Source organism: Streptomyces sp. NPDC043685 (assembly GCF_056436585.1).
In genome coordinates this window covers 637089-650221 of record NZ_JBWKCH010000002.1, presented here as the reverse complement: position 1 = coordinate 650221, position 13133 = coordinate 637089, and the positions used below count along the sequence as shown (strand labels likewise).

Sequence of the window (13133 nt, the reverse complement as noted above, 5' to 3'; positions counted from 1 at the left end):
TCCGCGCCCCTTTGGGGACGTTCAGCTGACGCCCTTCACTCCAGATAGCCCCGCAGCTGGTCCGCGAAGGCGTGGTCCCGCAGCTTGTTGAGGGTCTTGGACTCGATCTGCCGTATCCGTTCGCGCGTCACACCGAAGATGCGGCCGATCTCCTCCAGGGTGCGGGGGCGGCCGTCGGCCAGGCCGTAGCGGAGCTGGACGACCTTCCGCTCCCGCTCCCCCAGGGTCGACAGGACCGCTTCCAGGTGCTCCCTGAGCAGCAGGAACGCGGCCGACTCCACGGGGCTGGCGGCGTCGCCGTCCTCGATGAGGTCGCCGAGGGCGACGTCGTCCTCCTCGCCCACGGGCGCGTGCAGCGACACCGGCTCCTGGGCGAGGCGCAGGACCTCGCTGACCCGCTCGGGCGCCAGCTCCAGGTGGGCGGCGACCTCCTCGGGTGTCGGCTCGTACCCCCGCTCCTGGAGCATGCGGCGCTGGACCCGCACCACCCGGTTGATGAGCTCCACGACATGGACGGGGACGCGTATGGTGCGGGCCTGGTCGGCCAGGGCGCGGGACATGGCCTGGCGGATCCACCAGGTGGCGTACGTGGAGAACTTGTAGCCGCGGGCGTAGTCGAACTTCTCCACCGCCCGGATCAGGCCGAGGTTGCCCTCCTGGACGAGGTCGAGCATGGTCAGGCCGCGGCCGACGTAGCGTTTGGCGACGGAGACGACGAGCCGCAGATTCGCCTCGATCAGACGGCGCTTGGCCATCCGGCCCATGACGACGAGCCGGTCCAGGTCGAGGGCCAGCTGGCTGTCCAGGTCGGGGGTGAGCCGCAGCTTCTCCTCGGCGAACAGGCCGGCCTCGACGCGGCGGGCGAGTTCGACCTCCTCGGCGGCGGTGAGCAGGGGGATGCGGCCGATCTCCCGCAGGTACTGGCGGAACAGGTCCGAGGAGGGGCCACCGGTCTCGGCGCGCACCGGCGGGACGACGGCTTCGGGGGGCTCGGCCGTCTCGATGGCCTCGGCGGGCGGTTCCTCCGGCTCGGGCTCCGACTCGGGGTGGTGCGCGGCGCGGCTCTGGGCCGGAACCGCGGACAGGGCGTCCGCCTCCGCGTCCGGGGAGGTGCCGTCGGCGCCGGGGGCAGCACCGACGTCGGTCTGGGTGAGGGTCTGGGTCTGCACGGGGGCGACCTCCAGGATGATCGCTGCCAAGGAGTGCGGCAGCGGTACTTCGGGGGCGGAGTCGACGGCCTCGCCGCTTTCCGTCCCGTACGCGATGAGCGGAACCGCGGGGGTCTGGGACCCGTCGGTGACGGATCGGCCGCGCTCCGAGGACTCAGGCACCGCAACCCAGTGTGGGGTACGACACATCGTCGCCACGAGGGGCGTGCGAGGACTTTTTGCTTCCGGTCCGTGACCACGCGGTCGCCCCTCGTGGAAAACCCGGATGCCTCACGCGTCCCTGGTCTGCGACGATCGTTCGGTGTCCGCCTCCCTGTACGAGTCGCATGTGACGGTCCGCTGCGCCGGCCCCGACGAGCACGCCCGGCTGCGCCGCTGGGCGGCGGCGGGCGGGTTCAAGCTCACGCACATCGTGCTGGCCAGGGGCCGGATGCGCGACCAGCCCATGCTCACCCTGTCCGGTTCGCCGTCGTACGCCGGAGAGTTGACGCGCGTACGGGACGTGGTCGCGCGTTTGCGGGCGGACGGTTTCGATCCGGTGCGCGTGAAGATCGAGTCGTCGCCCTGGGCGTCGGAGGTGCCGCGCCGGCCCTGCGGCGGCGGACGGTACTTCGAGCACCATGTGAAGCTGCGGCTCGCCGCGGACACCGATCTGGCGGCTCTCGCGGCGCGCGTCACGCCGCACGGCGCCCATCTGTCCTGGAACGCCCGGCGGGTGCGGGGCGAGCAGCACGAGCGGTTCGTGACCCAGCGCTGCCACGCGGTGGACGCCGAGGGCGCGGGCCGGGCGCTGGAGCGGCTGCTGACCGAGCTGCGCGGCTGTGAAGTGCTCGGCGTGGAGCGGGAGTTCGTGCTGCACGACAGTGATGTCTCGGTGGACGAGGGATGGCTGGAGGAGCCGGTGGTGGTACGGACATGACCGGGACGGCGTGGGAGGGGTTCGGCTGGCGCAGCACCGAGATCCCCCGGGAGCCGCTGGACGACGCCACCCGCAGGACGGGACGCCTGCCGAGGACGCTGCGCCCGGTACCCGGCGACGACGTGGTGCAGCGCCCCGTCTTCGACCCGGCCCTCAAGCACCTCCACAACGCCTACCGCGCCACGGATCCGTGCTTCACCGACCCGGCGCGGGACGAGGCCTGGCGGGCGGCCCGCCGGCAGGCGCTGCACCTGGTGCTGGCCGCGATCAGCGACTCGCCCTGGGTGGACTCGCTGGTGCTGCGGGGCAGCGTGCTGATGTCGGCGTGGTTCGGGGAGGCCGCGCGCGAGCCCGGTGACCTGGACTTCGTCGTCGTTCCGCACACCTGGCGCATGGAGGACGGCCGGACGGACCGGATGCTGACCGGGATCGCGGCGGCAGCGCAGGAACTGGCCGAGGCACGGGGACCGGGGGTCGGGATCTCGGCGCGGGGCGCGGTCGCCGAGGAGATCTGGACCTACGACCGTGTGCCCGGCCGGCGCATGGTGCTCCCCTGGGGCGCGCCCGGCCTGCCCGGCGGCCACGTTCAGCTGGACTTCGTCTTCAACGAGCGATTGCCCGCGGAGCCCGAGCCGGTCGAGCTGCCGGGCGGTGCGCTCGTCCAGGCGGCCACCCCGGAGCTGTCGCTGGCGTGGAAGCTGCTGTGGGTGATCAACGACGCGCACGTCCAGGGCAAGGACCTGTACGACGCCGTCCTGCTGGCCGAGCGGTACCCGTTGCGCTACGAGCTGCTGCACGAGGTGTTCCGGCTGACGGGCGAGTGGCCCTACCCGTACCGCGAGCGGATCCTCCTGGAGCACGTGGAGCAGGCCGTCGGGCATGTGGAGTGGGAGCACTTCGTCACCGAGTACCCGCGGTTCAGGTACGACGAGCACTCGTTCGCCGAGCGGCTGGTGCGGGCCGTGGCGCCCACCTTCGGAGGAGCAGGGGCCTGACCGGGGTCAGAGCGCGGCGGCGCCGTGCTCTCGCAGGCTCTGGTCGTACTGCTGGAGGACCCACAGTTCGTTCTGCACGGCGGCGAGCTCGGCCGGGTCGCCGTGGTTGCCCAGGCGGGTGAGCCGGCCCGTGATGTCGCGGATGCGGCGCTCGACGGCCCGGCGGCGCACCGTCACCAACTGGGCGCCCGCGTAGGTTTCGTCGACGCCCTTCACGCCCTTGTGCAGCATGATCGCCTCGACGGCCAGCTCCGTCACCATCGCGCGGACCGCGTCGTCCGGGGCGGCCTCACGGACCCGGACCAGGTAGCCCTGGGGGTCCGCGACGCCCGGTTCGGCGCCGCCCGCGTCCTGGATGGCCTGGCGGACGGCGGCGTAGGGCGGGGCGGTGAACTCGTCCACGCCGTAGGCGTCGAAGGCCGGGGAGACCAACTCGGGGCGCTGGAGGGCGAGTTTGAGCAGTTCGCGCTCGGTGGCGAAGACCGGGTTGCGCAGGTTCAGGGCCGGGCCCCGCGAGGTGGCAGGCCGGGACGGGCCGGCGTACTGCTGTCCCTGCTGGTGCCGCTCGGGGGCCGGGCCCTTGCCGCCGCGGTCGCGGGCCCAGCGGGCCAGCTGCGCCACCCGCTTGACCACGAACTGGGTGTCGAGGATGCCGAGCATGCCGGCGAGCTGCACGGCGACCTCGTGCTGGGCGCCGCTGTTCTTGATGCGGGCGACGATCGGGGCGGCCTCGTCCAGCGCGGAGGCGCGGCCGGCCGGGGTGTCGAGGTCGTAGCGGCTCACGATCTGGCGCAGCGCGAACTCGAAGAGCGGGGTGCGGGGCTCGACCAGGTCGGCGACGGCCTCGTCGCCCTTGGCCAGGCGCAGGTCGCAGGGGTCCATGCCGTCCGGGGCGATGGCGATGTACGTCTCGGCGGCGAACTTCTGGTCGTCCTCGAAGGCGCGCAGGGCCGCCTTCTGGCCGGCGGCGTCGCCGTCGAAGGTGAAGATGACCCGCGCCGAGCCGTTGTCCATCAGGAGGCGGCGCAGGATCTTGATGTGGTCGGTGCCGAAGGCGGTGCCGCAGGTGGCGATGGCGGTCGTCACACCGGCGAGGTGGCAGGCCATGACGTCGGTGTAGCCCTCGACGACGACCGCGCGGGACGCCTTGGCGATGTCCTTCTTCGCCAGGTCGATGCCATAGAGGACCTGGGACTTCTTGTAGATCGCCGTGTCGGGTGTGTTGAGGTACTTGGGGCCGTTGTCCGACTCGTAGAGCTTGCGGGCGCCGAAGCCGACGACGTCACCGCCGATGTCGCGGATGGGCCACATCAGCCGGCCGCGGAAGCGGTCGATGGGGCCGCGGCGGCCCTCCTGGGCGAGACCGGAGAGCAGGATCTCCTTGTCGCTGAAGCCCTTGCCCCGCAGGAAGCGGGTGAGGTGGTCCCAGCCCTGGGGGCTGTAGCCGACGGAGAAGTGCTGGGCGGCGGCCTGGTCGAAGCCGCGCTCGGCGAGGAACTGGCGTCCGGTGTCGGCCTCCGGGCTGGTCGCGAGCTGCTCCACGTACCAGTCGGCGGCGATCTTGTGGGCCTCGACCAGGCGGATCCGCTCGCCGCGCTGGTGGGAGGGGTTGTAGCCGCCCTCCTCGTAGCGCAGGGTGATGCCCGCCTGACCGGCCAGGCGCTCGACCGCCTCCGAGAAGGTGAGGTGGTCGATCTTCATCACGAACGTGATGGTGTCGCCGCCCTCCTGGCAGCCGAAGCAGTGGAAGAACCCCTTGCTCGGGCTGACCTGGAAGGACGGCGACTTCTCGTCGTGGAAGGGGCACAGACCCTTGAGGTTTCCGCCGCCCGCGTTGCGCAGCTGGAGGTACTCGGACACCACGGCGTCGATCGGGACCGCGTCCCGTACCGCCTTCACGTCCTCGTCGTTGATCCGTCCTGCCACGCGTGAATTCTACGGGGACGGACCGACACCTACGGTGCGAGGCTTTCCAGCGGTACGTGCGGGTCCGCCAGGGACTCGGTGTCCACCCGGGCCCTGGACCGGATCAGGCGCTGGATCGTGTCCGTGACGTCCCACACGTTCACGTTCATCCCGGCCAGCACCCGGCCCTCCTTCACCCAGAACGCGATGAACTCGCGCTTGCCGGCGTCCCCGCGGATCACCACCTGGTCGTAGGCGCCCGCGGGCGCCCAGCCGGAGTACTCCATGCCCAGGTCGTACTGGTCGGAGAAGAAGTAGGGCACCCGGTCGTACGTGACGTCCCGGCCCAGCATGGAGCGGGCGGCCGCCGGACCGCCGTTGAGGGCGTTGGCCCAGTGCTCGACGCGCACGCGCGTGCCGAAGAGGGTGTGCGGGAAGGAGACGACGTCACCGGCGGCGTAGACGTCCGGGTCGGAGGTGCGCAGCCCCTCGTCGACGACGATGCCGCCGCCGTGGGCCCGGTCCGCGGTCTCCAGGCCCGCCGCCTCCGCGAGGTGGGTGCGCGGGGCCGCGCCGATCGCCGCCAGCACGTCGTGCGCCGGGTGCTCCTCGCCGTCGTCGGTGCGGGCCGCGAGGACCATGCCGTCCTGGCCGACGATCTCCGTCAGCCGCCGGCCGAAGTGGAAGCGCACCCCGTGCTCACGGTGCAGGTCGGCGAAGAGGGCGCCGAGCTCCGGGCCCAGCACGCCGTGCAGCGGGGTCGGCCCGTGCTCGACGACGGTGACCTCCGCGCCGTACTCGCGGGCGGCCGCCGCCACCTCCAGGCCGATCCAGCCGGCGCCGGCGATGACGAGGTGGCCGTTGTCCCGGCCCAGGTTGGTCAGGACGTGTTTGAGGCGCTCGGCGTGGGCGAGGCGGCGCAGGTGGTGCACGCCCGCCAGGTCCGTGCCCGGGATGTCGAGGCGGCGGGGTTCGGCGCCGGTCGCCAGGAGCAGCTTGTCGTAGCGGACGACGGTGCCGTCCTCGCCGAAGCGGACCGTCTTCGCCGTACGGTCGATCCGGTCGACGGTCTGGCCGAGGTGCAGCTCGATGTCGTGCGCCGCGTACCAGGCGGGTTCGTGCACGAAGACGCTGTCGCGTTCCTCCTTGCCGAGGAGGTAGCCCTTGGACAGCGGCGGGCGCTCGTAGGGGTGGTCGCGTTCGTCGCAGATCAGTATCACGCGGCCGGTGAAGCCCTCCGCGCGGAGCGTCTCGGCCGCCTTGGCGCCGGCCAGTCCGCCTCCGACGATGACGAATGTCTGATCCGCGTCGACCACTTGGTGCCTCCTCGTCAGGGTGTCGCCACTTGCGAGCGTCCCGCACGGAGCGTGATGCGGGAAGAGGGAGTGACCCGATCAGGCCACGGAGGGTCACATACGGGGGTGCTCACGTCCCGCCCGTCGCGTCAGTCTCACCCCTGCCCTGTCAGACGGGCGTGAAGCGAACGGGCGGAGAGGTCGGTGAGGGAGGCGATCTGGTCGACGATCACCCGTTTGCGCGCCCTGTCGTCCGCCGCCCGGTCGAACAGGGAGCGGAACTGCGGGTCCAGGCCGTCCGGGGCGCGGGCGGTGAGCGCCTCGGCCAGTTCGGCGACGACGATCCGCTGGTCGGCGCGCAGCCGCTCCTGCTCGGCGCGCTGCATGACGTAGAGGTCGGCGACCGCCTTGAGGACGGCGCACTCCATCCGGGTCTCGCGCGGGACGACGAGCTCGGCGGAGTACCGGGTGAGCCGCCCGTCGCCGTACGCGGCGCGGGTCGCGGTCTCGGCGGCCAGGCAGAAGCGGCCGATGAGCTGGCTGGTGGCGTCCTTCAGCCGGGCCTGTGCGACGGCGGTGCCGTCGTAGCCGTGCGGCCACCACTCCTGGGCGAGGAGCCGGTCCAGGGCCTCGGAGAGCTCGGCCGGGTCGGTGCCGTCGGGGACGTAGCGGCCGAGGGCGACCTGGAAGACGTCCCGTCGTTCGGGGTCGGCGTGCAGGCAGTTGGGGTCGATGTGGCCGGCGTGCAGGCCGTCCTCCACGTCGTGCACCGAGTAGGCCACGTCGTCGGACCAGTCCATGACCTGCGCCTCGAAGCAGGTGCGGGTGCCGGGGGCGTCCTTGCGGAGCCAGTCGAAGACCGGGCGGTCGTCCTCGTAGACACCGAACTTGCGCGAGGCCGGGTCGGTCGGGTGGGCGCCGCGGGGCCAGGGGTACTTCGTCGCGGCGTCCAGTGTGGCGCGGGTGAGGTTGAGGCCGACGGAGCCCTCGGGGGTGAACCGCTTGGGCTCGATGCGGGTGAGGAGCCTGAGGGACTGGGCGTTGCCCTCGAAGCCGCCGCAGTCGGCCGCGAACTCGTTGAGGGCCTGCTCGCCGTTGTGCCCGAAGGGCGGGTGTCCCAGGTCGTGCGAGAGGCAGGCCGCTTCCACGAGGTCCGGGTCGCAGCCGAGGGCCGCGCCGAGCTCGCGGCCGACCTGGGCGCATTCGAGGGAGTGGGTGAGGCGCGTGCGGGGGCTGGCGTCCCAGGCGGGGCCGAGGCTGCCGGGCGTCACCACCTGGGTCTTGCCGGCGAGGCGTCGCAGGGCGGCGGAGTGCAAGACCCGGGCCCGGTCGCGTTGGAACGCGGTGCGGCCGGGGCGTTTGTCGGGTTCATGGGCCCAGCGGTCGACTGACGTCGGGTCGTAGGCGGGGGGGTGTTGTGCGGTGCCGTCCATGGCTCGACAGTAAGCGCCAACGCGTGTGCCGGGTTCTGTTGTGGGGTGTGTGCGGGTGGTTTTTGGCTGGTCGCGCGGTTCCCCGCGCCCCTGGGGGCATGGCCCCGCTCCCCCGATATCAGGCTGAGGCCAATTCCCTGGAGGCCGCGCGTGCCAGAGCCTCGTCGTAGCGGTGGAGGAGGAGCCGGGCCATCGCCGGGTGGGTGCCCAGGGGGGCCGCCGCTATCCAGGGGGCCTTGCGGGCGCACTCCGTGGCGAAGCGGCCCGGGGCCGTGAAGCAGGACGCCAGGGCTATGTGGCGGCGGCCCCTGGCCAGGAGGGTGCGGACGGCCGTCTCGACCGTCGGGGTCGCCGCCGAGGCGTAGGCCGGGACGACCGGGACGCCGAGGCGGGACGCCAGGAGGTGGGCCGTGCGGGCGGTGTCCGTTCTGGCGTCCGGGTCGCGGGAGCCCGCGGCGGCGAGGACCACCGCGCTGGTGCGGCGGGGGGTCGTGCCCCAGCCGGCCTCCGTCAGGCGGGCCTGGAGCGTGTCGACCAGGAGGGGGTGGGGGCCCAGGGGGGCCGCCAGAAGGGTGCGGGCCGGGGAGGCGGCGGCCATCTCGGGGATGTCCTGCTTGACGTGGTAGCCGCGGCTGAGCAGGAGGGGGACGAGGACCGCCTCGCTGTCGCCGAGGGCGGCGAGCGTGTCGGGGAGCAGGGGGGCGTTGAGTTCGATGTGGCCCAGGTGCACCGGCACGTCGGGGCGCAGGGCCCGGACCCGGTCGAGGAGCGCGCTCACGGTGCTCAGCGCGCGGGGGTCGCGGCTGCCGTGGGCCACGACCACGAGGGCGGGCGGGGCCGGGCGGCGCGGGGCGGGCGGCGGGACGAGGGTGAGCTGACTGGGCATGCTCCGATGGTCGCGGCGCCACGTTGCCTTCCCGTTGCCTGGGCGTCACGGGTGTTTTCCGGCGGTTCACGATGCGGGACGGGGGGTGTGTGAGGTGGCGTGAGCTGCGGTTTCCTGGAACGGGGTGAAGCTGGTCACGCGAAGGCGGATGAACCGGGCGGCCCGGGAGCACGTCCCTGACTGTCGAGGGGCCGACCTGGGGAGGGAGCGTCCGATGCGTGGTGTGACGTTGCGCCGGCCGCGGCTGCCGCGGAGCCGGCGCGGGCAGCGCAGGCTGGTGCGGGCCGTGATGGCCGGGTGCGTGCTCGCGCTGCTTCCGGCGACGTGGATGTACACCGTGGCGGGCGACCGGCTGCGGACGGCGGCGGACGTGCCGCGTACCGACGTGGCCGTGGTGTTCGGAGCCGGGTTGTGGCAGGGGGAGCCCTCGCCGTACCTCGCGCACCGGCTGGACGCGGCGGCGAAGCTGTACCGGCAGGGGCGGGTGAAGGTGGTGCTCGTCACCGGGGACAACAGCCGCGAGGACTACGACGAGCCGGACGCGATGCGCGTGTATCTCACGCGCCACGGGGTGCCCGACGGGCGGATCGTCAGCGACTACGCGGGGTTCGACACCTGGGACTCCTGCGTGCGCGCCAAGCGGATCTTCGGGGTGAACGAGGCCGTGCTGATCAGCCAGGGCTTCCACATCCGGCGGGCGGTGGCGCTGTGCGAGGCGGCGGGGATCTCCTCGTACGGCGTCGGGGTGGACGCGGTGCACGACGCGACCTGGTACTACGGGGGTGCCCGGGAGATCCTCGCCGCCGGGAAGGCCGCCGTGGACGCGGTGTTCCGGCCGGATCCGCGGTTCCTCGGGCCGCGGGAGCCGGGGGTGGAGAGGGCCTTGGCGGCAGCCGAAGACCCTCTCCGGTGACCGGCCCCGTCAGCGTCCGTCGAAGCGCGGCGTGCGCTTCTCCAGGAACGCCGCCATCCCCTCCTTCTGGTCGTCGGTGGCGAACAGGGCGTGGAACACGCGGCGTTCGAAGCGGACCCCGTCGCGCAGGCCGGTTTCCAGGGCCCGGTCGACGCACTCGCGGGCGGCCCTGACCGCCGCGCGGCCGTAGGAGGCGATCGCCGCCGCCGCTTCGAGGGCCTCGGGCAGCACCCGTTCGTCGGGGACCACACGGGAGACGAGACCGCAGCGTCCAGCCTCCCGCGCGTCCATGGTGCGGCCCGTGAGGATCAGGTCCATCGCCTTCGCCCGGCCGACGAGCCGGGTCAGCCGCTGGGTGCCGCCGATGCCGGGGATCACGCCCAGCTTGATCTCCGGCTGGCCGAAGACCGCCGACTCCCCCGCGACGACCAGGTCGCACATCATGGCAAGCTCACAACCGCCGCCCAGAGCGTGGCCGTTGACGGCGGCGATCTTCGGGGTGCGGAGGTCGGCGAACTCCTCCCAGTCGGCGAAGTAGTCCTCGGCCGCCATGTCGACGGCCGACTTCCCCGCCATCTCCTTGATGTCGGCGCCCGCAGCGAAGACCGTGTCCGAACCGGTGACGACGAAGCAGCCGACCTCGGGGTCCGCGTCCAACGGGCGCACGGCGCCGAGGAGTTCGGACAGCAGCTGTGAGCTGAGCGCGTTGCGTACGTGCGGGCGGTGCAGACGCACGGTCACCACCCGGCCGTGCCGTTCCAGCTTCAGGTTGTTCATGGACATCCCCTTCTACGAGTCCCAGATCGCGCCGTACGCGGGAATCCCCCGCCGTTCCAGGCCGTGGACCACCTGCCAGGTCAGTTTCTTGTTGGAGATGCAGATGACCGCCTCGGCGCCGAAGTCCCGGAAGGCCTCATGGGCCAGGCGCACCATGTCGGGCTTGCCGTGCCGGGAGGTGTCGTGGATCAGGGCGTCCGGCTGGACGGCGAGGATCTCGTCGACCAGGGCGTCGCCGTAGGTCGCGCGGGGGTCACGGGTCGCCCAGACCAGCCGGGAGGGCACCTGCGCGGCGAGCAGGTGGGGCAGGCAGGGGCCGATGCCGCTGCCGGTGGCGACGTAGACGACCTTGGTGAACAGGACCTCGATGTTGGCGACGCCGGCCGTGGTGATGCCTTTGACCCACACCCGCTCGGGCAGGTCGTCGATGAAGGCGCCGGTCCAGTCGCCGGCACGGGAGATCGTGAGCCGGAAGCCCGGCTCGCCGGGGGTGGGGACGTTGGCGAAGGAGTGCCATTCCTTCAGCGGGTTGCGGCTGATCGCGGTGGAGGAGCCGGCGAAGGGGGTCTCGCCGTGGTCGAAGCGGGCCAGCACGACGTGGGAGGAGGGGCGTTCGAGGCGGACGTCCACCTTGCGCAGCCGCAGCCAGGGCAGGGCGACGCTGAAGGTGATCACCGTCAGCACACCGACCTCCCAGGGGCCCGGTGACGACAGCAGGGTGTGGGTCCAGAACAGGGCCAGGGCCGCCCAGCCGCCGAAGCGGTGGATCTTCTCGAACCGGTCGTGGTGGCGGGAGCGGAAGGGCGGCAGGGCGGTGGCCACGACGAGCGTGAGGAGGGCGATCAGTGTCCAGCCGACGGCCGTGCGGGGGCCGTCGGGCGTCGTGATCGTCAGCGCCAGGAACCAGGCCGTCCCGGCCAGCGCCCCGCCGACGTGCAGTCCGCCGAAGTGGTACACCTTGCCGAGCGTCCAGCGGATCCGCAGCGGCCAGCTCGTCGGTGCCGAGGTCGCCAGCCGGAACAGCGCGTTGATGACGTACTGCTGGCGTACGACGACGGCGAGGGCGAGGTTGGCCAGGGCCGCGTGCCCGAGGGTCGGCGCGGCCAGGGGCCAAGCGGCCGCCATGAAGGCCGCGTTGGCGAGCAGGACCAGGGCCGCCAGGCGGTTGTAGTGCATCAGGCGGGGGTGCTTGAGCAGGCGGCGGGGGCCCGGCAGGAGCGGCGGGAGTCCGCCGGTGGCGTGCTGGTCGCGGGGAGGGGACGTGGTCATCGCGCCACCGCCACGCGCTCCTCGATCATGCGCAGCAGCGCCTGTTTGTCGACCTTGCCGCGGTCGGTCTCGGGCAGGACGGCCAGCGGCAGGATCTGTTCGGGGACGCAGTAGTACGGCAGGGCGTGCGCGACCGCGCGGCGGGCCGCGTCCGGGTCGACGTCCGCCGGGCAGACGAAGGAGACCAGGGTGCGGGCGTCGCGCTTCAGGGTGACGGCCCGGGTGCAGCCGGCGGCGGACTCCAGGACGGCGGAGACGGAGTCCAGTTCGACGCGGAAGCCGCGCACCTTGACCTGGTCGTCGGTGCGGCCGAGGTGCTCCAGCTCGCCTTCGGGTGTCCAGCGGCCGAGGTCGCGGGTGCGGAACATGCGGCGGCCGCCGCCCAGGAACGGGTCGGGGGCGTAGCGCTCGGCGTTGAGGGCGTCGTCGCCGAGGTAGCCGGCCGAGACGCCGTCGCCGCCGGCCCACATCTCGCCGGGTTCGCCGATGGGCACGGGGCGGCGGTCGGCGTCGAGGACGTAGACCGTGTTGTTGGGGGTGGGGCGGCCGATGGTGAGCAGCGGGGCGTGCGGGTCGTGGCGGCTCATGGTGTTGACGATCGTCGTCTCCGTCGGGCCGCAGCCGTTGAAGAAGGCGGCCTGCCGGGCCCATCGGTCGGCCAGCGGGCGCGGGCAGGGCTCCCCCGCGACGGCGACGGTGCGCACCCGCGGGCAGGCGGCCGGGTCGAGGCCGGACAGCACGGTCGGCGTCGCGACGAGCACGTCCGCCGTGCGGGCCGCCGCGGCGAGGCTCTTGCCGCGGATGACGAGCGTGCCGCCCTGGGTGAGGCAGCCGAGGATCTCCCAGGCGGCCATGTCGAAGGCGATGTTGAGGAGCTGGGCGACCCGGTCGCCGGGCCGGACGCCGAGGCCGCCCGGGGCGGTGAACAGGAGGTTGGCGACGTTGCGGTGGGTGACCTTCACCCCGTTGGGGCGGCCGGTGGTGCCGGAGGTGAACAGGACGTAGGCGCCGTCGTCGCCGGTGACGCGGACGTGCGGGGGCGGGGCGTACGGCAGCGGCTCGTCGAGCGGGAGCAGCAGTCGGCCGTCCGGCAGCGGCACGCGCGGGGCGTGCTCGGCGAGGGCGAGGACGACCCGGGTGCGGGCGGTGCGGATGACGTGGGTGAGCTGGGCCGGGGGCGCGAGAGCGATGTCCTGCGGGACGTAGGCGGCGCCGGCCTTCAGGATGCCGAGCAGGCCGACCAGCATCGGGATGGAACGGCGGACGAACAGGCCGACGTGGTCGCCGGGGCGGACACCCTCGTGGACCAGGCGGGCGGCGAGGGTTCCGGCGCGCCGGTCGAGTTCGCCGTAGGTGATGCGGGCGCCCTGGTGCTCGGCGGCCACGGCGTGCGGGCGGGCCGTGGCGTGCCGGGCTATGGCGTGGTGCAGGAGCGGGTCGGGGACGGGGACGGTGGGTCCCCGGCCGTACTGCCGGAAGAGCCGCTGGTCGCGGGGGGTCAAGTGGCGCAGAGGCATGGTCGGGTGGCCTCCTGGCTGTTTCGAGGTCGGATTGCCACCTGCGGGCCGGCCG

The 13133-nt window shown here is 72.9% G+C and carries 11 protein-coding genes; 3 read left to right on the top strand and 8 right to left on the bottom strand.

Annotated elements, in window-relative coordinates:
• Positions 1-35 precede the first annotated feature (35 nt).
• Positions 36-1331 (bottom strand): RNA polymerase sigma factor, encoded by a 1296-nt coding sequence (locus AC0665_RS07650; protein WP_468408826.1) that lies wholly within the window; start codon positions 1329-1331, stop codon positions 36-38.
• Positions 1332-1434: 103 nt separating this feature from the next.
• Between AC0665_RS07650 and AC0665_RS07645 the strand changes: the two genes are divergently transcribed.
• Positions 1435-2088: a hypothetical protein gene (locus AC0665_RS07645; protein ID WP_478602413.1), complete on the top strand. Its 654-nt coding sequence runs from the start codon at positions 1435-1437 to the stop codon at positions 2086-2088.
• Positions 2085-3083, top strand: a complete 999-nt coding sequence (locus AC0665_RS07640; RefSeq protein ID WP_478507733.1) for a nucleotidyl transferase AbiEii/AbiGii toxin family protein — start codon at positions 2085-2087, stop codon at positions 3081-3083. Before AC0665_RS07645 ends, AC0665_RS07640 begins: the two co-directional genes overlap by 4 nt.
• Positions 3084-3089: 6 nt before the next feature.
• On the opposite strand, the gene dnaG is transcribed toward AC0665_RS07640, so the two are convergent.
• The 4 genes from dnaG to AC0665_RS07620 all read right to left on the bottom strand — a co-directional run bounded on the left by dnaG (position 3090) and on the right by AC0665_RS07620 (position 8602).
• A complete protein-coding gene (gene dnaG, locus AC0665_RS07635; protein WP_468633860.1) occupies positions 3090-5009 on the bottom strand; it encodes a DNA primase in 1920 nt (639 codons plus the stop codon).
• 29 nt (positions 5010-5038) lie between these two features.
• Positions 5039-6304: an NAD(P)/FAD-dependent oxidoreductase gene (locus tag AC0665_RS07630; protein ID WP_478704605.1), complete on the bottom strand. Its 1266-nt coding sequence runs from the start codon at positions 6302-6304 to the stop codon at positions 5039-5041.
• Between the two features lie 134 nt (positions 6305-6438).
• Positions 6439-7716 carry a deoxyguanosinetriphosphate triphosphohydrolase gene (locus tag AC0665_RS07625; RefSeq protein WP_468408836.1) on the bottom strand — a complete coding sequence of 426 codons (1278 nt, stop codon included), beginning with the start codon at positions 7714-7716 and terminating at the stop codon, positions 6439-6441.
• Between the two features lie 118 nt (positions 7717-7834).
• Positions 7835-8602, bottom strand: a complete 768-nt coding sequence (locus AC0665_RS07620) for a sirohydrochlorin chelatase (RefSeq protein WP_468633854.1) — start codon at positions 8600-8602, stop codon at positions 7835-7837.
• A 214-nt stretch (positions 8603-8816) separates the two neighbouring features.
• Here AC0665_RS07620 and AC0665_RS07615 point away from each other — a divergent pair, with 214 nt between their 5' ends.
• Positions 8817-9515: a SanA/YdcF family protein gene (locus tag AC0665_RS07615; protein ID WP_478704604.1), complete on the top strand. Its 699-nt coding sequence runs from the start codon at positions 8817-8819 to the stop codon at positions 9513-9515.
• A gap of 9 nt (positions 9516-9524) precedes the next feature.
• On the opposite strand, the gene AC0665_RS07610 is transcribed toward AC0665_RS07615, so the two are convergent.
• Genes AC0665_RS07610 through AC0665_RS07600 form a run of 3 tightly spaced genes read right to left on the bottom strand, consistent with a single transcriptional unit; the run spans position 9525 to position 13078 of the window.
• On the bottom strand, positions 9525-10292 hold the full coding sequence (locus AC0665_RS07610) for an enoyl-CoA hydratase-related protein (protein WP_478602407.1): 768 nt from the start codon (positions 10290-10292) through the stop codon (positions 9525-9527).
• Positions 10293-10304: 12 nt separating this feature from the next.
• Positions 10305-11561, bottom strand: coding sequence for a ferredoxin reductase domain-containing protein (locus AC0665_RS07605; protein WP_478704603.1), 1257 nt, complete (start codon positions 11559-11561; stop codon positions 10305-10307).
• Positions 11558-13078: an amino acid adenylation domain-containing protein gene (locus AC0665_RS07600; RefSeq protein WP_478704602.1), complete on the bottom strand. Its 1521-nt coding sequence runs from the start codon at positions 13076-13078 to the stop codon at positions 11558-11560. Before AC0665_RS07600 ends, AC0665_RS07605 begins: the two co-directional genes overlap by 4 nt.
• Between the last annotated feature and the right edge of the window lie 55 nt (positions 13079-13133).

What these genes read in the sequence shown, in the direction of transcription:
- AC0665_RS07645 (WP_478602413.1), top strand. Translation starts at nt 1,435, where the DNA reads ATGCCTCACGCGTCCCTGGTCTGCGACGATCGTTCGGTGTCCGCCTCC.
- AC0665_RS07640 (WP_478507733.1), top strand. Translation starts at nt 2,085, where the DNA reads ATGACCGGGACGGCGTGGGAGGGGTTCGGCTGGCGCAGCACCGAGATC.
- AC0665_RS07625 (WP_468408836.1), bottom strand. Translation starts at nt 7,716, where the DNA reads ATGGACGGCACCGCACAACACCCCCCCGCCTACGACCCGACGTCAGTC.
- AC0665_RS07620 (WP_468633854.1), bottom strand. Translation starts at nt 8,602, where the DNA reads ATGCCCAGTCAGCTCACCCTCGTCCCGCCGCCCGCCCCGCGCCGCCCG.
- AC0665_RS07615 (WP_478704604.1), top strand. Translation starts at nt 8,817, where the DNA reads ATGCGTGGTGTGACGTTGCGCCGGCCGCGGCTGCCGCGGAGCCGGCGC.
- AC0665_RS07610 (WP_478602407.1), bottom strand. Translation starts at nt 10,292, where the DNA reads ATGAACAACCTGAAGCTGGAACGGCACGGCCGGGTGGTGACCGTGCGT.
- AC0665_RS07605 (WP_478704603.1), bottom strand. Translation starts at nt 11,561, where the DNA reads ATGACCACGTCCCCTCCCCGCGACCAGCACGCCACCGGCGGACTCCCG.
- AC0665_RS07600 (WP_478704602.1), bottom strand. Translation starts at nt 13,078, where the DNA reads ATGCCTCTGCGCCACTTGACCCCCCGCGACCAGCGGCTCTTCCGGCAG.